Annotated in this window: 16 protein-coding genes; 9 read left to right on the top strand and 7 right to left on the bottom strand. The window is 74.3% G+C overall.

Annotated elements, in window-relative coordinates; translation table 11 throughout:
• Positions 1 to 38 precede the first annotated feature (38 nt).
• The 3 genes from IE287_RS28270 to IE287_RS28260 form a co-directional block, all read right to left on the bottom strand.
• A complete protein-coding gene (locus tag IE287_RS28270; protein WP_189852046.1) occupies positions 39 to 701 on the bottom strand; it encodes a DedA family protein in 663 nt (220 codons plus the stop codon).
• Between the two features lie 192 nt (positions 702 to 893).
• Positions 894 to 1,514, bottom strand: coding sequence for a cysteine hydrolase family protein (locus IE287_RS28265; RefSeq protein WP_189852045.1), 621 nt, complete (start codon positions 1,512 to 1,514; stop codon positions 894 to 896).
• Positions 1,515 to 1,647: 133 nt separating this feature from the next.
• Complete coding sequence (locus IE287_RS28260) at positions 1,648 to 2,715, bottom strand: GlxA family transcriptional regulator (RefSeq protein WP_189852044.1); 1,068 nt, start codon at positions 2,713 to 2,715, stop codon at positions 1,648 to 1,650.
• A 133-nt stretch (positions 2,716 to 2,848) separates the two neighbouring features.
• Between IE287_RS28260 and miaB the strand changes: the two genes are divergently transcribed.
• From miaB to IE287_RS28245, 3 genes are all read left to right on the top strand, one after another.
• Positions 2,849 to 4,378 (top strand): tRNA (N6-isopentenyl adenosine(37)-C2)-methylthiotransferase MiaB, encoded by a 1,530-nt coding sequence (miaB, locus tag IE287_RS28255; RefSeq protein ID WP_189852043.1) that lies wholly within the window; start codon positions 2,849 to 2,851, stop codon positions 4,376 to 4,378.
• Positions 4,379 to 4,400: 22 nt separating this feature from the next.
• Entirely contained in the window at positions 4,401 to 4,766 is a 366-nt protein-coding gene (locus IE287_RS28250; RefSeq protein WP_189852042.1) for a hypothetical protein, read from the top strand.
• A gap of 135 nt (positions 4,767 to 4,901) precedes the next feature.
• Positions 4,902 to 5,606 carry a class III extradiol dioxygenase subunit B-like domain-containing protein gene (locus IE287_RS28245; protein WP_189852041.1) on the top strand — a complete coding sequence of 235 codons (705 nt, stop codon included), beginning with the start codon at positions 4,902 to 4,904 and terminating at the stop codon, positions 5,604 to 5,606.
• Between the two features lie 127 nt (positions 5,607 to 5,733).
• Here IE287_RS28245 and IE287_RS28240 read toward each other — a convergent pair whose 3' ends face one another.
• On the bottom strand, positions 5,734 to 5,997 hold the full coding sequence (locus IE287_RS28240; RefSeq protein WP_189852040.1) for an antitoxin: 264 nt from the start codon (positions 5,995 to 5,997) through the stop codon (positions 5,734 to 5,736).
• Positions 5,998 to 6,025: 28 nt separating this feature from the next.
• Entirely contained in the window at positions 6,026 to 6,397 is a 372-nt protein-coding gene (locus tag IE287_RS28235) for a hypothetical protein (protein ID WP_189852039.1), read from the bottom strand.
• Between the two features lie 255 nt (positions 6,398 to 6,652).
• Here IE287_RS28235 and miaA point away from each other — a divergent pair, with 255 nt between their 5' ends.
• From miaA to hflX, 6 genes are all read left to right on the top strand, one after another.
• Positions 6,653 to 7,591 carry a tRNA (adenosine(37)-N6)-dimethylallyltransferase MiaA gene (miaA, locus tag IE287_RS28230; RefSeq protein ID WP_189852038.1) on the top strand — a complete coding sequence of 313 codons (939 nt, stop codon included), beginning with the start codon at positions 6,653 to 6,655 and terminating at the stop codon, positions 7,589 to 7,591.
• Between the two features lie 108 nt (positions 7,592 to 7,699).
• A complete protein-coding gene (locus IE287_RS28225) occupies positions 7,700 to 8,152 on the top strand; it encodes a hypothetical protein (protein WP_189852085.1) in 453 nt (150 codons plus the stop codon).
• 76 nt (positions 8,153 to 8,228) lie between these two features.
• The gene (gene dapF, locus IE287_RS28220) at positions 8,229 to 9,104 is read left to right on the top strand and encodes a diaminopimelate epimerase (RefSeq protein ID WP_189852037.1); all 876 of its coding nucleotides are present in this window, start codon (positions 8,229 to 8,231) and stop codon (positions 9,102 to 9,104) included.
• 393 nt (positions 9,105 to 9,497) lie between these two features.
• Positions 9,498 to 11,633, top strand: coding sequence for a RelA/SpoT family protein (locus IE287_RS28215; protein WP_189852036.1), 2,136 nt, complete (start codon positions 9,498 to 9,500; stop codon positions 11,631 to 11,633).
• Positions 11,634 to 11,799: 166 nt separating this feature from the next.
• Positions 11,800 to 13,320, top strand: coding sequence for a M1 family metallopeptidase (locus tag IE287_RS28210; protein WP_189852035.1), 1,521 nt, complete (start codon positions 11,800 to 11,802; stop codon positions 13,318 to 13,320).
• Between the two features lie 143 nt (positions 13,321 to 13,463).
• Complete coding sequence (gene hflX, locus IE287_RS28205; protein WP_189852034.1) at positions 13,464 to 14,957, top strand: GTPase HflX; 1,494 nt, start codon at positions 13,464 to 13,466, stop codon at positions 14,955 to 14,957.
• Positions 14,958 to 15,050: 93 nt separating this feature from the next.
• Here the strand turns inward: hflX and IE287_RS28200 are convergent, their stop codons facing one another.
• Together IE287_RS28200 and IE287_RS28195 are read right to left on the bottom strand one after the other, a co-directional pair.
• On the bottom strand, positions 15,051 to 16,250 hold the full coding sequence (locus tag IE287_RS28200) for a trypsin-like serine peptidase (RefSeq protein ID WP_189852033.1): 1,200 nt from the start codon (positions 16,248 to 16,250) through the stop codon (positions 15,051 to 15,053).
• Positions 16,251 to 16,346: 96 nt separating this feature from the next.
• Positions 16,347 to 17,522: a trypsin-like serine peptidase gene (locus tag IE287_RS28195; protein WP_189852032.1), complete on the bottom strand. Its 1,176-nt coding sequence runs from the start codon at positions 17,520 to 17,522 to the stop codon at positions 16,347 to 16,349.
• Positions 17,523 to 18,123 lie beyond the last annotated feature (601 nt).

Raw genomic sequence — 18,123 nt, 5'->3', positions numbered from 1 at the left:
TCCGCCGAGGGGGCCCGGCCCGGCCGGTGCGGCCACGCCTAGCCGCGCCGGTGCCGCGCCGCCGCGCCGCGCGCCCGGAGCCGTACCGTCAGCCAGGTCGCGGCGGCCGCGACGACCAGGACGGCGACGGCCTTGGACGCGACGCCGACGTACGACTCGACCAGTTCCCAGCGGTCGCCGAGGGCGTAGCCGGCGAGGACCAGGACGCTGTTCCAGATCAGGCTGCCGACCGTCGTGAGCAGCAGGAAGAGCGGCACCGGCATCCGCTCCACCCCGGCCGGGACGGAGATCAGGCTGCGGAAGATCGGAACCATCCGGCCCAGCAGGACCGCCTTGGTGCCGTGCCGGCGGAACCACTCCTCGGTCCGCTCCAGGTCCGAGACCTTCACCAGCGGCAGCCGCGCCCACAGCGCGTGCATCCGCTCCCGGCCGAAGAGCGCGCCGATCCCGTACAGGGCCAGCGCGCCCACCACCGAACCGAGCGTCGTCCAGAACAGCGCGGAGGCGAGGCTGAGCACGCCCTGTCCGGCGGCGAAGCCGGTCAGCGGCAGGATCACCTCGCTCGGCAGCGGCGGGAAGAGGTTCTCCAGCGCGATGGCGAGACCGGCGCCCGGTCCGCCCAGGGTCTCGACGAGCCCGGCCGCCCAGCCGGCGATGCCGCCGGCGGGCTCCTGCGCGAGAACGGTCGGGTACGGCGTCACGGGCCCTCCACGGGTCGGGAAAGGTCCCCGGCGGATGCGCCGGAAGACCTTCCTCAACCATAGGAAGCGCTGCTCGGAGCCGGTATGCGCGTTCCCGCCCGACCCCCCTGCGGAAAACCGCAGGGTGCGGAGGCCGGGCTTCCGTCCCCCAGACCGTCGCCGGCGGAGGCGCCGCCGGCGACGGTCCGGGGCTCAGGCCGGGAGGTCCGCCGCCGTCGGCACCACCACGGCGAACACGTCGGTCAGTGCGGTCAGCGCCGCCCGCTTGAGCTCGGCGGCGGGCACCACGGTGCCGTCCGGCGCGGTCAGCGCCCGGGTGGCGGTGGCCTCGGCGACGACCGTCGGGCGGTAGCCCAGGTTGAACGCGGCCTGGGCGGTGTGGTTCACGCACATGTGGGTCATGAACCCGGCCAGGACCAGCTCCTTCCCGGCGCCCGCGGCGAAACCGAGGTCCGTCAGGACCTTCTCCAGGTCGGTCGCGTGGAAGGAGTCGGGGAAGTTCTTCACCACGACCGGCTCGCCCTCGGCGGGCGCCACCTCGTCGCTGATCGCGCCGACCGGGGCCGTCAGGTCGTACGGGGACCCCTCGCCGCTGTCGTGCTGGACGTGCACGACCGGGGTTCCGGCCGCCCGGGCCCGGGCGAGGAGCCGTGCCGCCTCGGCCACGGCCTCCTCGGCGCCCTCCAGGGCCATGACGCCGGAGCGGTAGGTGTTCTGGACGTCGATGAGGACCAGGGCCGCCTCGGAGAGCCGGGCCGGCTCGTCGCTCAGGCCGGAGAGGGAACGCAGGGAGGTGGACGGAGTGACGCTCATGTCGGAACCTTTCGGATCTCTTGGTGTGAATTCGGTGGAAAAGGGTCTGCGTGAGGGCGTGGCGGTGGAGCCGCCCACCCCGCCGCGAGGAAGCGGCAGGGGAAGAAGGGGATGGGGGAGGGGGAGCCGCGGGTCAGCCGGTGCCGGAGTCGGAGGTGGACCCGGACCCGGTGCGGAAGCGGCGGCGGTAGGCCGCCGGTGTGGTCGCGAGCTGCCGGCGGAAGGCCCGGTGCAGGGTCTCCACCGAGCCGAGCCCGGCCCGCGCCGCCACCTCCGCCAGCGGCGCGTCCGAGGTCTCCAGGTGGCGCCGGGCCACCTCGATCCGGGCCGCCTCCACGTAGGCGGCCGGGCTGGACCCCGTCTCCTGCGCGAAGACCCGGGCGAAGTGCCGCTCGCTGAGGCACATCCGGCCGGCCAGCCGCTCCGCGGACAGGTCCCCGTCGAGGTGGTCGGCGATCCAGAGCCGCAGCTCGTCGATGTCCCTCCGGCCGGCCGCCGGACGGCTCAGCGGCACCGAGAACTGGCTCTGCCCGCCCTGCCGCTTCAGGTACATGACCAGCTGCCGGGCGACCGCGAGCGCGGCCTCCTCGCCCAGGTCCTCGGCGACCAGCGCCAGGGACAGGTCGAGGCAGGCGCTGATCCCGGCCCCGGTCCACAGCCGCCCCCGGTCCGTCCGCACGAAGATTGGATCGGGGTCCACGGTGACCTCCGGGTGGTCGGCCGCCAGCTGCGCGGCCGTCGACCAGTGGGTCGTGGCGGTCTTCCCGTCGAGGAGTCCGGCCGCCGCCAGGACGTGCGCGCCGACGCAGACCGACGCCACCCGGCGGGCGTGCGGGGCGGTCTCCCGCACCCACCGCACGACCTCCGGGTCGAGCCGGGCGGTGACCCCGTCGTGCTCCGCCGGGTCCACCGCCCCCGGCACCAGGAGGGTGTCCACGTCCGCGCCGACCTCGTCGAAGCCCAGGTCCGCGACCAGCCGCACCCCCGCCGAGGTCCGCACCTCCCCGGCGCCGCCGGGCGCGGCCAGCCGCACCCGGTAGCGGGCGCGGCCGCCCGCCTCCCGGTTGGCCAGCGCGAAGACCTCGGCCGGCCCGGTGACGTCGAGGAGGTCCACGTCGGGGAAGACCGCGACGACGACCCGGTGGACGGGGTGCTCCCCGCCCGGGCCGCCGGCCGCCGCTTCGGTACGTGTCTCGGACATGCGCCCACCTTCGCCCGCCCCGGCCCGTGACGGCAATGACGATTCCCTGTCACATCCGGACACCGGGGCGCTCCCGGGCGCGAGCTCCGGAGCCCGGCCGGGAGCCCACCGGGGACCGCCTACTCTTGGATGCATGACCAGCAGCAGCGACCGGAGTCTCACAGTGGGCATCGAAGGACCGAAGACCTACGACATTCGCACCTACGGGTGCCAGATGAACGTCCACGACTCCGAGCGGCTCTCCGGTCTGCTGGAAGAGGCGGGCTACGTCCGCGCCCCCAAGGAGGCCGACGGCGCCGACGTCGTCGTCTTCAACACCTGCGCGGTCCGCGAGAACGCCGACAACAAGCTGTACGGCAACCTGGGCCACCTCGCCCCGATGAAGACCGCCCGCCCCGGCATGCAGATCGCCGTCGGCGGCTGCCTCGCCCAGAAGGACCGCGACACCATCGTCAAGCGGGCCCCCTGGGTCGACGTCGTCTTCGGCACGCACAACATCGGCAAGCTGCCGGTCCTCCTGGAGCGCGCCCGCGTCCAGCAGGAGGCCCAGGTCGAGATCGCCGAGTCCCTGGAGGCCTTCCCCTCCACCCTGCCCACCCGCCGCGAGTCGGCGTACGCGGCCTGGGTCTCCATCTCGGTCGGCTGCAACAACACCTGCACCTTCTGCATCGTCCCCGCCCTGCGCGGCAAGGAGGAGGACCGCCGGCCCGGCGACATCCTCGCCGAGATCGAGGCGCTGGTCGCCGAGGGAGTCTCCGAGATCACCCTGCTCGGCCAGAACGTGAACGCGTACGGCTCCGACCTCGGCGACCGCGAGGCCTTCGGCAAGCTCCTGCGCGCCTGCGGCACCGTCGAGGGCCTGGAGCGGGTCCGCTTCACCTCCCCGCACCCGCGCGACTTCACCGACGACGTCATCGCCGCCATGGCCGAGACGCCGAACGTGATGCCCCAGCTGCACATGCCGCTCCAGTCCGGGTCCGACCCGATCCTCAAGGCCATGCGCCGCTCCTACCGCCAGGAGCGCTTCCTCGGCATCATCGAGAAGGTGCGCGCGGCGATCCCGCACGCCGCCATCTCCACCGACATCATCGTCGGCTTCCCCGGCGAGACCGAGGAGGACTTCGAGCAGACCATGCACGTGGTCCGCGAGGCCCGCTTCGCGAACGCCTTCACCTTCCAGTACTCCAAGCGCCCCGGGACCCCCGCCGCCGAGATGGACGGCCAGATCCCCAAGGAGGTCGTGCAGGCGCGCTACGAGCGCCTGGTCGCCCTCCAGGAGGAGATCTCCTGGGACGAGAACAAGAAGCAGGTCGGCCGCACCCTGGACGTCATGGTCGCCGAGGGCGAGGGCCGCAAGGACGGTGCCACCCACCGCCTCTCCGGCCGCGCGCCCGACAACCGGCTCGTCCACTTCACCAAGCCCGACGAGGACGTCCGTCCCGGCGACGTGGTGACCGTCGAGATCACCTACGCCGCCCCGCACCACCTCCTCGCCGAGGGTCCGACCACCGCCGTCCGCCGCACCCGCGCGGGCGACGCCTGGGAGAAGCGCACCGCCGCGGCCGCCGCCAAGCCGGCCGGCGTCCTGCTCGGCCTGCCGAGGATCGGCGCCCCGGAGCCGCTCCCGGCGGCCGAGGTCCCGGCCTGCGGCGCCAGTCACTGACATCACACAGAGGGGGGACCCCATGGGCAGATGGGCCGTCGTCGCGCAGTGGGGCGCGGGCGAGACGTACAACACGGAGATCGTCACCCGGGTGACCGGCAGCCGCGAGGACGCCCGCGCGGCGCTCACGGAGGCCACCCGGGTCGTCCGCAAGCCGATGCGCGAGAAGCACCGGTCGGTGTACCGCTTCCCCGGCGGCGACAGCTACCTCGTCGTCGTCCAGGGCGCCCTGTCCCGCACGGAGACGACCGTGAGCATCGCCGAGCTCGTCTACGACTCGGCGGACCCGTCGATCGCCCGGGCCGCGGCGGAGGCGGACGGGTCGGAGAGGCCGGAGGAGACGGGCGGCGACGAGGCTGCGGGCTCGGGCGCGGGCTCGTCCGGCTGACGGGCTGTCGGACCGTCGGGTTGCCGGACTGCCGGACTGCCGGGCCGAGGGGTCGGCCGGTCGGTCACCCGCCGGCCGGTCGGCTGTGCCCGTCGCCCGGCCTGTCCCGGAGGGCGGGGCAGTAGGCTGCGGATCATGCTTGTCGCCGCAGCCGTGTGCCCCTGCCCGCCGCTCCTCGTGCCCGAGGTCGCGAGTGGTGCCGCCCCCGAGCTGGAGGCCGTCCGCGCGCACTGCGCGGACGCCCTCGGGGTGCTCGCCGCCGCCCGGCCCGACCGGCTCCTCGTCGTCGGACCGGCGCCCGGGGGCGCCCTGGGCCCCTTCCCGGCCGGCTCCACCGGCTCCTTCGCCGGGTTCGGGGTCGACCTGACCGTGCGCCTCGGGGACGGCCCCGGCGGCCGTACGCTGCCGGCCCCGCTCGCCGTGGGCGCCTGGCTGCTCTCCCGTACCGAGCGGGCGGACGTGCCCGTGGAGGGGTACGGGGTCGACGAGCGGGCCACGCCCGAGGAGTGCGCGGAGACCGGCCGGGCGCTGGCCGCCTCGGCAGGGCGGGTCGCCCTGCTCGTCCTGGGCGACGGCAGCGCCTGCCGGACCGTGAAGGCCCCCGGCTACTTCGACGAGCGCGCGGCCGGCTTCGACGCCGAGGCCGCCCGCGTCCTGGGCTCCGCCGACCCGGCCGGCGTCCTCGCGCTCGACGCGGGCCTCGCCCGCGAGCTCCAGGCGGCCGGGCGCGCCCCCTGGCAGGTCCTCGCGGGCGCCGCCGAGGGCTCGGACCTCTCCGGCCGCCTCCTCCACGAGGACGCCCCGTACGGGGTCGCGTACCTGGTCGCCGTCTGGTCCTAGGAACGCGCGGCCGGAGCGGGCGCCCCGACCGCGCGGGAACGCCGGGTGGGCGGTGGTCCCGGAGGACGTCCTCCGGGACCACCGCCCACCCGGCGTTCTGCGTGTTCCACGCGTTCCGCGTGTGGCTTCAGGCGGCCGGTGGCGGCGGCGGGGGCGTGCCGTCGCCGCGGGTCCCGCCGTCCCCCTTGTTCCCGATCCGGTCGATGGCCTCCTTGGCCTTGCCGGTGCCGGACTGGATCTTGCCGCTGTACTTGCCCTTGGTCTTCTCGTCGACCGCCTTCGCGGCCTTGTCCAGGCCCTGGTCGATCTTGTCCCCGTGCTGCTGCGCGAGGTCCGCGACCTTGTCCTTGGCCGGGCCCAGCTTGGCCTTCAGTGAATCCAGGAGACCCATGGGGCACCTCTCCGTGTCCGTGTCCTGCCTACCTGCGGGCGGTCTCGCCGGTCTCGCCGTCCGTCTCCGGCTCGGCGTCCGGGCGCGCGTCCGAGTCCGCGGCGGTGCCGGCCGACTGCTGCCGAGGGATCTCCACGGCCCCGACCGCCCCGGCGACCGCACCGGCCTCCGGAGCGTTCCGCGCGCAGTCCGCGGACCCCGCGGGACCGGTGGACCTCAGGGGCGCGGTCAGTCCCGCGACCGCCACCCGCGTCACGGCTCCGTCCACCTCCGTGGCCTCCTCGGTCCCCTCCGCGGGATCCGTCGCACCGGTCTCCGCGGCCTCCGCCACCGCGGAGACCTCGGCCACATCCTCCGCCGTGCCCTTCTTCTTCCGGCGAAACCTTGAGAAAACGCCCATATCCACTCCATAGCGTACGCGTGAGGGGGTGCCGCGCAGGGGAGCGCCGTCCGCAACACGGCCGGAACCCCGCGCAACACGGCCGGAACCCCGCGGAACACGGCCGGAACCCCGCGGAACACGGCCGGAACCCCGCGGAACGAGGCCGGAACCATGCGGAACGCGGCCGGAACCACGCAACGGGCAACGAACCCCCCACCCCCCTGTCACGTCGCTCGTTCGGGGGCGCCCCCGGAGGTTTGCGAGACTGGGGCGGTGAGAAGTGCAGCTCCCGCACCGCGGGTCATCGCCGTCGTCGGCCCCACGGCGGCCGGAAAGTCCGATCTGGGTGTGTTCCTGGCCCAGCAGCTCGACGGCGAGGTCGTCAACGCCGACTCGATGCAGCTCTACCGCGGGATGGACATCGGCACCGCCAAACTGACGCCGGAGGAACGCGGCGGGGTCCCGCACCGCCTCCTCGACATCTGGGACGTCACCGAGGCCGCCAGCGTCGCCGAGTACCAGCGCCTCGCCCGCGCCGAGATCGACCGGCTGCTCGCCGAAGGCCGTACCCCCGTCCTCGTCGGCGGCTCCGGCCTGTACGTGCGCGGCGCCGTGGACGCCCTGGAGTTCCCCGGCACCGACCCCGCGATCCGGGCCCGCCTGGAGGCGGAGCTCGACGAGCGCGGCTCCGGCGTCCTGCACGCCCGGCTGGCCGACGCCGACCCGGAGGCGGCCCGCGCGATCCTCCCCAGCAACGGACGCCGGATCGTCCGCGCCCTGGAGGTCATCGAGATCACCGGGAAGCCCTTCACCGCCAACCTCCCCGGGCACGAGTCCGTCTACGACACGGTCCAGATCGGCGTCGACGTGGCCCGCCCCGAGCTCGACGAGCGGATCGCCGCGCGCGTGGACCGCATGTGGGAGGCCGGGCTCGTCGACGAGGTCCGGGCCCTGGAGGCGCTCGGCCTGCGCGAGGGGCGCACGGCCTCCCGCGCCCTCGGCTACCAGCAGGTGCTCGCGGCGCTCGCGGGGGAGTGCACCGAGGACGAGGCACGCGCCGAGACCGTGCGCGCCACCAAGCGCTTCGCCCGCCGCCAGGACTCGTGGTTCCGCCGCGACCCGCGCGTCCACTGGCTCAGCGGGGCCGCCGATCACCGGGGGGAACTCCCGCGGGAGGCGCTCTCGTTGGTCGAACGAGCGGTTACAGCCTGATCACGTGATGGCATCGGGACGCCCTGCCCGTCATTTCGGCGGTCGTGAGCGTGCCATCATCGAGCATCGATCGACCAAGTGGAGTCCGAGTGGGGAGGGCGCGTGGCGATGGAGGCCGGCCCTCGCGACAGAGAACAGCACGAGTCGGTCCCCGGGGGTGCCCCGGGGCTGACGCCCGACGGGCCCGATGACGCCGAGGGTTCGGCGGTCGAGGTCGACGCGGGCGAGGTGGAGGTCGAGCTGCGCCCCCGGCGCCTGCTGAGGATCTGGCAGCTCGCCCCGATCGTCGGTCTCGCCGCCGTCGGCTCCCTGATGTTCGCCTTCCCGCTGGCCTTCGGCTCCGGGGACGGCGGCGCGGTCGTCGCGATGCTCGGACTGCTCATCAGCTTCTGCGCCGCCGGCTGGGGCATGATGGCCGCCCGCAAGGTCGGCTACACCTGGCCGGGACTGCCGCAGCGCGGCTCCGGCGAACGGCCCGACTGGCGCGTGCTCGCCCTGTACGTGACGACCATCGCGGCCCTCGTCGCGCTCGCGGTCTGGCGCGTCGCCCGGCTCCGCTGAGCCCCGCGCGGCCCGCCCGGGCCCGCCCCGTGGACAACCGGAACGGGTGTCCGGGCGGCACCGTACAGTTGATCGCGTGACCAGCACGCAGACCACCCCGCTCCGTTACCTCAAGGGCCACGGCACCGAGAACGACTTCGTGATCGTCCCCGACGCGGAGAACGAGATCGACCTGCCCCCCGCCCTCGTCGCCCGGCTCTGCGACCGCCGCGCCGGCCTCGGCGGCGACGGCGTGCTGCACGTCGTGCGCAGCGCCGCCCACCCCGAGGCCCGCGCCATGGCCGGCGAGGCCGAGTGGTTCATGGACTACCGGAACGCCGACGGCACGGTCGCCGAGATGTGCGGCAACGGGGTCCGGGTCTTCGCCCGCTACCTGGAGCACGCCGGGCACGTCGCCGCCGGCGAGGTCGCCGTCGCCACCCGCGGCGGCGTCAAGCACGTCCACCTCGACAAGGACGGCTCCGTCACCGTCTCCATGGGCCGGGCCGTCCTCCCCGAGGGGAGCGTCACCGTCACCGTCGACGGGCGCAGCTGGCCCGCGCGGAACGTGAACATGGGCAATCCGCACGCGGTCGCCTTCGTCGAGGACCTCGCCCACGCGGGCACGCTCTACGACGAGCCGCCGTACGAGCCGGCGGCCGTCTACCCGGACGGGGTCAACATCGAGTTCGTCGCGGACCGGGGCCCCCGGCACGTCGCCATGCGCGTGCACGAGCGCGGCGCCGCCGAGACCCGCTCCTGCGGCACCGGCGCCTGCGCCGTGGCGGTCGCCACCGCCCGCCGCGACGGTGCGGACCCGGCCGAGACCGGCGCCCCCGTCACGTACACCGTCGACGTCCTCGGCGGCACCCTCGTCATCACCGAGCACCCCGACGGGGCGATCGAGATGACCGGTCCCGCCGTCATCGTCGCGGAGGGCACCCTGGAGCCCTCCTGGCTCGCCCAGGGCTGACCCCCCGGACGCTGCCGTCCGCCGGACGGCCGCACGTCGCCTCGGCCGGACGGCCCCACGTCGTCCGGTCGGCGGCACGGGCCCCGCAGCCGTCCGCGGACGGGCCGGGGCGCCCCCGAGCACTCCCCGGCCGCCCCGTGCCCCCCAAGGGCCCCCGGGCCGCCCCGCCGCCGAAGGCGTCCGCCGGGGCGCCCGCCCGCGGGCTTCCCGCCGCGCTGCGCCGGGCGGTGAAATCGAAACAGTCAACGACTGCCGTGTCGCTCGAATGGGTGATCCGATTCACGCTGGGCGAGAGCGTGACTGCGCCACGTGGTGGGGTCGGTAGCATCAAGCACCGGCCCTCCGGGCTCTCCCCGCCCGTCCACCGCCGGTCGACGTCGCCGGAGGTGCCCCATGAGCGCAGAGGCCACGAACCCCGTGAGCGCGGCCGAGGCCGCAGCCACCGACACGGGCGTCCGCAGGCGCGGACGCGCCCGGCTGGACCTGCGGAGGATCGGCCGGGCCGCCCTGCTCGGCGCCACCGCGGGCCCCGCCCCGCGCGACCGGCTGCCCGACGCCATCAGCCACGTGGCGGAGGCGCACCGGGCCCACCACCCCGAGGCCGACCTGTCGGTGCTCCGCCGGGCGTACGTGCTCGCCGAGTCCTCGCACCGGGGACAGTTCCGCAAGAGCGGCGAGCCCTACATCACCCACCCGCTCGCGGTCACCCTCATCCTCGCCGAACTCGGCGCCGAGACCGTCACCCTGACCGCCTCCCTCCTCCACGACACCGTCGAGGACACCGAGGTGACGCTGGATCAGGTGCGCCGGGAGTTCGGCGACGAGGTCGCGTACCTCGTCGACGGCGTCACCAAGGTGGAGAAGATCGACTACGGCGCCGCCGCCGAACCCGAGACCTTCCGCAAGATGCTCGTCGCGACCGGCGACGACGTCCGCGTCATGTCGATCAAACTCGCCGACCGGCTCCACAACATGCGCACCCTCGGCGTGATGCGCCCCGAGAAACAGGCCCGCATCGCCAAGGTCACCCGGGACGTCCTCATCCCCCTCGCCGAGCGGCTCGGCGTCCAGGCGCTCAAGACCGAGCTGGAGGACCTGGTCTTCGCGATCCTCCACCCCGAGGAGTACGAGGCCACCCGCGCCCTCATCGCCGACGCCACCGGCTCCGGCTCCCCGGACGCGCTCGCCGCCGTCGCCGAACAGGTCGGCGCCGTGCTGCGCGAGGCGGACATCGCCGCCGACGTCGTCGTCCGCCCCCGCCACTTCGTCTCCGTCCACCGCGTCCGCCTCAAGCGCGGCGACCTGCGCGGCTGCGACTTCGGACGGCTGCTCGTCCTCGTCGCCGAGGACGCCGACTGCTACGCGGTCCTCGGCGAGCTCCACACCTGTTTCACCCCGCTGATCTCCGAGTTCAAGGACTTCATCGCGGCCCCCAAGTTCAACCTGTACCAGTCGCTGCACACCGCGATCGCCGCTCCCGACGGAGCCGTCGCCGAAGTCCTCATCCGCACCCACCGCATGCACAAGGTCGCCGAGGCCGGCGTCGTCGCCCTCGGCAGCCCGCACCGCACCGCACCGGACCAGACCGAGCCCCCCGAGCCCGCCGAGGACGGCGAGCGCACCGACCCCACCCGGCCCGGCTGGCTCGCCCGCCTCCTCGACTGGCAGGAGTCCGCTCCGGACCCCGACACCTTCTGGAGCTCGCTCCGCGCCGACCTCGCCGAGGACCACGAGATCACCGTCTTCCACGCCGACGGCGGGACGCTCGGCCTGCCCGCCGGCGCCACCTGCGTCGACGCCGCCTACGCCCGGCACGGCGAGGCCGCCCACGCCTGCCTCGGCGCCCGGGTCAACGGCCGGCTCACCCCGCTCGGCACCGTCCTCTCCGACGGCGACACCGTGCAGCTGCTCCTCGCCCAGGACACCGGCTCCGGACCCTCCCCGGAATGGCTGGACCACGCCCGCACCCCCGCCGCCCGGATCGCCATCACCGCCTGGCTCCGGGCCCACCCGGAGGCTGCCGCCCAGCCCGCCGCCGCCCCCCGCCCGCCGCTCAGCGTCGCCGCCGACCGCAGCTCCGGCGCCGAGCTCCACGCCGACCTCGACGGCGGCCCGCCCGCCCCGGTCCGCCCGGCCGGCTGCTGCACCCCGGTGCCTCCCGACACCATCACCGGCTTCCGGGTCCGGGGCGGCGCCGTCACCGCCCACCGCACCGGCTGCCCCGCCGTGGACGTCATGCACCGGCTCGGCCGGGCCGTCGTCCCCGTCCGCTGGGGCGACGCCGCCCACTGCCGGGTCACCCTGGTCGCCGAATCGTTCGGCCGCCCGGGACTGCTGGCCGACCTCACCGAGGCCATCGCCACCGCCGGCGCCGAGGTCGTCTCCGCCACCGTCGAGCCGCCGAACGAACAGCGGGTCCGCCACACGTACACCCTCCAGCTCGTCGACGCCGCCCGGCTCCCGAACCTCATGCGCGCCATGCGCGACGTCCCCGGCGTCTACGACGTCGGCCGCACCCACCGCCTCTGACCGGCCGGGGCCCCGCCCCCGGACCCCCGACGAACCGCCGGGTGCCGGCCCGGCGGTTCCCGCCACCCGGCGCCGTGCGCGGGCGCCCGCCCGCGCGTGACCCCTTCGGGTGGCGGGTGCGCGCGTCGGCCCGGGGAGCGGGCCGCCGCCCTGGTAGCCCTGGCGCATGGCGCACACTCCCCCGCCCCTCCCGCCGGCCCCCGCCCCGGCCGCCGGCGGCCCCGCCCGGCGGCCGGTCCGCAGGCCGTGGCTCCGGACCGCCGGCCTCCTCGCCGCCGGCGCGGGCCTGGTCGCCGCCACGCTGCCCGCCCCGGCGCCGCTCGGCATCGGCGACCCCCTCTTCCCGCACCTCGGCAACCCCGGCTACGACGTCCTCTCCTACGACATCGACCTCACCTACTCCGGCGTGAACACCCGGCCGCTCGCCGCCGTCACCCGGGTCACCGCCCTCGCCACCGCCGACCTCGAACGGCTCCACCTCGACTTCACCCACGGCACCGTCTCCGCCGTCACCGTCGACGGCCGCCCCGCCGCCCACGAGACCAGCGGCGAGGACCTCGTCGTCACCCCGGCGGTCCCGATCGACGCCGGCGAGCCGGTCACCGTCACCGTCCGCCACACCAGCGACCCGCGCGGCCCCGCCGCGAACGGCGGCTGGGTCCGCACCTCCGACGGCCTCGCCATGGCCAACCAGGCCGACGCCGCCCACCGGGTCTTCCCCTCCAACGACCACCCCTCCGACAAGGCCGCCTTCACCTTCCGGATCACCGCCCCCAGCGAGCTGACCGCCGTCGCCAACGGCCTGCCCGCCGGCCGCGCCGACCACGGCGCCACCACCACCTGGACCTACCGCACCCGCCACCCCATGGCCACCGAACTGGCCCAGGTCTCCATCGGCCGCTCCGCCGTCCCGCACCGCACCGGCCCCCGCGGCCTCCCCGTCCGGGACGTCGTCCCCGCCGGCGACCGCGAGACCCTGGAACCCTGGCTGCGCAGGACCCCCGGCCACCTGGAGTGGATGGAGGGCAAGGTCGGCCCCTACCCCTTCGAGACCTACGGCGTCCTGGTCGCCGACGCCACCACCGGTTTCGAGCTGGAGACCCAGACCCTCTCCCTCTTCGAACGCAGGCTCTTCACCGACCCCCGCTTCCCCGAGTGGTACGTCGACGCCGTCATGGTCCACGAACTGGCCCACCAGTGGTTCGGCGACAGCGTCTCCCCGCGCACCTGGTCCGACCTGTGGCTCAACGAGGGACACGCCAGCTGGTACGAGGCGCTGTACGCCGACGAGACGGCCGGCAAGTCCCTGGAGCAGCGCATGAAGGCCGCCTACGCCGCCTCCGACGGCTGGCGCGCCGACGGAGGCCCCCCGGCGCAGCCCCGCCCGCCCACGCCCGGCGCCAAGATCAGCCTCTTCCGGCCCGTCGTCTACGACGGCAGCGCGCTCGTCCTCTACGCCCTCCGGCAGGAGATCGGCACCGGCGCCTTCGACCGCCTCCAGCGCCGGTGGGTCGCCGCCCACCGGGACGGCGTCGCCTCCACCGCCGACTTCACGGCCCTCGCGGAAGAGGTCTCCGGCCGCGACCTCGGCGCCTTCTTCAAGGGCTGGCTGTACGGGGAGAAGACCCCGCCGATGCCCGGCCGACCCGACTGGCGCAGCCTCCCGCCCGCCGGCGCGAAGCACTGACGAAACCCGGGTGACGGGCGCCCGGCGGCCGTGTCACCATTTTCACGTCGGCGACGCGGCCGGCCGGAGGACCCCGCGAGGGAATCTTCCGGAGCCGCCGCACGTTGTACCGACACCATCGTTCCGACCGACGTAAGGATCCAATGACCTCCTCTTCTTCCCCTTCCCAGGACGAGCAGAGCTTCGCGCAGTCGCGCCGCACCGAGAGCCTTCGGGCCGATGCCCTGATGGAAGAGGACGTCGCCTGGAGCCACGAGATCGACGGAAAGCGGGACGGCGACCAGTTCGACCGCTCCGAGCGCGCCGCGCTGCGCCGCGTCGTCGGCCTCTCCACCGAACTCGAGGACGTCACCGAGGTCGAGTACCGACAGCTCCGTCTGGAGCGCGTCGTGCTCGTCGGCGTGTGGACCTCGGGGACCGTGCAGGACGCCGAGAACTCCCTCGCGGAGCTCGCCGCCCTCGCCGAGACCGCGGGCGCCCTCGTCCTCGACGGCGTGATCCAGCGCCGCGACAAGCCCGACCCGGCCACCTTCATCGGTTCCGGCAAGGCCCAGGAGCTGCGGGACATCGTCGTCGAGACCGGCGCCGACACCGTCGTCTGCGACGGTGAGCTCAGCCCCGGCCAGCTCATCGCCCTCGAAGACGTCGTCAAGGTCAAGGTGGTCGACCGGACCGCCCTGATCCTCGACATCTTCGCCCAGCACGCCAAGTCCCGCGAGGGCAAGGCACAGGTCGCCCTCGCGCAGATGCAGTACATGCTGCCGCGCCTGCGCGGCTGGGGTCAGTCGCTCTCCCGCCAGATGGGCGGCGGCGGCGGTGGCGGCATGGCCACCCGTGGTCCCGGTGAGACCAAGATCGAGACCGACCGGCGCCGCATCCGCGAGAAGATGGCGAAGATGCGCCGGGAGATCGCCGAGATGAAGACCGGCCGTGACATCAAGCGGCAGGAGCGGCGCCGTCACAAGGTGCCGTCGGTCGCCATCGCCGGATACACCAACGCCGGCAAGTCCTCCCTGCTCAACCGTCTCACGGGCGCCGGAGTCCTGGTGGAGAACGCCCTGTTCGCCACCCTCGACCCGACCGTCCGCCGGGCCGAGACGCCGTCCGGCCGGGTCTACACCCTGGCCGACACCGTCGGCTTCGTCCGGCACCTGCCGCACCACCTGGTCGAGGCCTTCCGCTCCACCATGGAGGAGGTCGCCGACGCCGACCTCATCCTGCACGTGGTGGACGGCTCGCACCCCGCCCCGGAGGAGCAGCTGGCCGCCGTGCGCGAGGTCTTCCGGGACGTCGGCGCGGTGGACGTGCCGGAGATCGTGATCGTCAACAAGGCCGACGCGGCCGACCCGCTGGTCCTCCAGCGTCTGCTCCGCGTCGAGAAGCACTCCATGGCCGTCTCCGCCCGCTCGGGCGAGGGCATCGAGGAGCTGCTCGCCCTGATCGACCGCGAGCTGCCGCGCCCGGAGGTGGAGATCGAGGTCCTGCTGCCGTACACGCAGGGCGGCCTCGTCTCCCGCGTCCACGCCGAGGGCGAGATGCTCTCCGAGGAGCACACCCCCGAGGGCACCCTGGTCAAGGCCCGGGTGCACGAGGAACTGGCGGCGGCGCTCGCGCCGTACGTCCCCGCCGCGCACTGAGCACGGACCGCACGAAGGCTCCGGCCCCCTCCCGACCCGGGAGGGGGCCGGAGCCCGTTCGGGGAGCCGGCGGTCCGCCGGCCCGTCGGCGCGTCAGCGCGCGAACTTCTTGCTGACCAGGTCGTACGCGGCCTTGGCCCCCGGGCCGAGCTGCGGACCGGCCAGCCAGCCGTTCCCGCGCGCCGGGCCGATCGAGGTGTTCGACACCAGCGCCGTCTTCCCGCCCGGCAGCACCCGGAACCAGCCACCGCCCGACGAACCCGCCGTCATCGTGCAGCCGATCCGGTACATCACCGGCGTCGCCGGCGCCGTCGTGAGCCGCGAGGCCCCGGTCAGGCACTTGTGCATGATCACACCGTTGTACGGAGCGGCCTGCGGGTAGCCCCAGGCCCCCACCGTCCCGGCCCGGGCCGGCGCCGGGGCGGAGAAGTCGACCGGCAGCGCCGCGCCGACCGTCTCCTCCAGCGACTTGCCGCCCCGCTGGGGCTGGACGTGCAGGACGGCGTAGTCGTACGGCCACGCCTGGTTCGATCCGCCGCTCCGGATCCACTCGCCCGAGGTCACCGCCCAGTCCGCCCAGTACTGGCCGTAGGGGTAGACCTCGTGCGGCCGCGCGTTGCGCAGCGCGGAGGGGGACTTGCCCAGGTCGTTGAAGGCCGGGACGAAGGTGATGTTGCGGTACCAGCCGCCGCGCTTCCCGGCGTGGACGCAGTGCCCGGCCGTCCAGACCAGGTTCGACTTCCCGGGCCGGCGCGGGTCCTTCACGATCGTGCCCGAGCAGACCATCGACCCCTGCGGCGAGTCGAAGAAGATCTTGCCGACCGGCGCGGCGTTGCGGTGGTACGGGGTCTTCTCGCGCTGCGCCGTCACCGGCCGCGGCACGGGGTCGGAGCCGGAGGCGCCGGCCTGCGCGGTGATCGTCGGATCCGGGCTCTTCGCGGACTGCATGCGGGCCGGGTCCCACAGGCCCTCGATGACCGGGTTGACGAAGTCCTCGGCCTCGCGCAGCCAGGTGCCGGTGTCCCAGTCCTTCCACCCGCCGCGCTTCCACGCGTCGAGGTCGACGCCGTGCTCCTTGAGCTTGTCGGCGAGACCGCCGGCGAGGCCGTCCGCGGCGCCGGTCCCGCCCCCGGTCCCGCCGTCGGAGTTCTCCGACGGGGCGGACGCGGAGGTGCTCGCGCCGCCGGCCGGCTTGTCCGCGGCGGGCGTCTCGGTGGGCCCGCAGGCCGTGACGGTCAGCGCGAGCGCCGTCGCCGCGGCGAGGGCCGCGGGTATGAGTCGTACGGAACGCATGTGGTGGGTCCCCCTGGAAGGTGTGCCTGAGCGACCGGAGGGAGGCGGAACCTTCCGGTCCCGCCTCCCTCCGGTCACGTGCCGTGATTCACCGGCCTATTGGCCGGCGTACTTCTTGCTGACCTCGTCGAAGATCGCCTCGGCCTCGGGGCCCAGGCGCGGACCCGCCAGCCAGCCGGCCGTGGCCGGGCCGATCGAGGTGTTCGACACCAGCGCCGGCTGCCCGTCCCTGCCCGTGGCGACCCAGCCGCCACCGGACGAACCGGCCGTCATGGTGCAGCCGATCCGGTACATCGTCGGCTGCTCCGCCTTCAGCGACAGCCGGCCCGGCTTGTCGGCGCACCGGTACATCTTCTGGCCGTCGAACGGCGGCGCCGCCGGGTAGCCGGTCGCCGTCATGTCCTTGATCTTCGGCACCGCCGGGGCGTTGAAGTCGACCGGCAGGGCCGTGCCGACGGTCTCCTCCAGCGACTTGCCGGACGAACCCTTCTCCGGCGTCACCTGGATGACCGCGAAGTCGTACGGGGCGCCCGCGCCGCCGGTGGACGCGCCCTGCGCGATCCACTGGTCGGAGGTCTTCACCCAGTCCGCCCACCACACGCCGTACGGGGCGATCTGCTCGCGCGACGCCTTCTCCAGCGCGGACGTCTCCATCACGGAGTCGTTGTAGGAGGGGACGAAGGCGATGTTCCGGTACCAGCCGCCCTCCTTGCCCTTGTGGACGCAGTGGCCGGCGGTCCACACCAGGTTGGACTTGCCCGGGTGCGCCGGGTCCTTCACCACGGTGGCCGAGCAGACCATCGAGCCGTCGGGCCCGTCGAAGAACACCTTCCCGGAGGCGGGCGAGCTGGCGTGGTACTTGGCCGGTACCGCCTTCGCCTTCACGGGGTCGGGCGTCGGGTCGGTGACGCCCTCGTCACCGGAGATGTCCTCCTCCTCGACCGGTCGCTCGGGGCGCTCGGCGTCCCGCATCCGGTCCGGGTCCCAGAGGTCCTCGATGATCGGGTTGACGAAGTCCTTCGCCTCGCGAAGCCACTTGTCCTTGTCCCAGTTCTTCCACTCGCCGTTGCGCCACTTGTCGAGGTCGATGCCGTGGTCCTTCAGCCGCTGCTTGAGGTCCTCCGGAATCTTGATCTTGTCGACCGGGTTCTCGCTCACCGGCGCACTGGGCTTGTCTCCCGCGTTCTCCTCGGTCGGGCCGCAGGCCGTCACGGTGAGCGTCAGCGCCGCGACGGCGGACGCCGCCATCAGCAGCGGACGAATCGATCGCATCTCTTGATCCCCCTGGGACTACGTCAACTGTGCACGTCTGGGCTTCTGCCGCACCCGCGACCGGACGGACCCGGGGGCGACGGCCCCCACTATGCCGGTGCCGGAGGGGACGGTACGCGCTCCACCGGCGGTTCCGGAGCCGGTACGGCCGTTGCCAAGGCGTGATCCGGGACACGCCAAGGATCTTGCGTCGAGCCCGTGTTCCCCGGCTGTTCCCGTCGTTGGTACGTACGGGGGACACAACGACGGCGTCCGGAGCGGCCTTTGGGCACGGTCCGGCGCCCCGTCGATGTGCAACGCAACCGTTATCGCGGGAGGACACCGAGCCGTGGCCGTGACCGAATCAGCTCCAGCCACCGCACCCGTCTCCACGCCGGCGCACCCGGCCCCGAAGGCCCCCCCGGCACCACCCCCGCCCCGCCCCCCGGCCGCCCTCCCAGCCGATGCCCCGGTCCAGACCGCGAGCGATGCTCCCACCCAGGCCGCGACGGATACCCCGCCCCAGGCCGCGGGCGATGCCCCCGCCCAGGCCGGAGGCGGTGCCCCTGCTCAGGCCGGAGGCGGTGCTCCTGCCCAGGCCCAGACTCCGGCCGGTGTCCCG

Source organism: Streptomyces omiyaensis (genome assembly GCF_014650895.1).
Classification (GTDB): domain Bacteria; phylum Actinomycetota; class Actinomycetes; order Streptomycetales; family Streptomycetaceae; genus Streptomyces; species Streptomyces omiyaensis.
The sequence above is the reverse complement of the archived record's forward strand: the minus strand, read 5'-3'. Positions and strand labels throughout refer to the sequence as shown.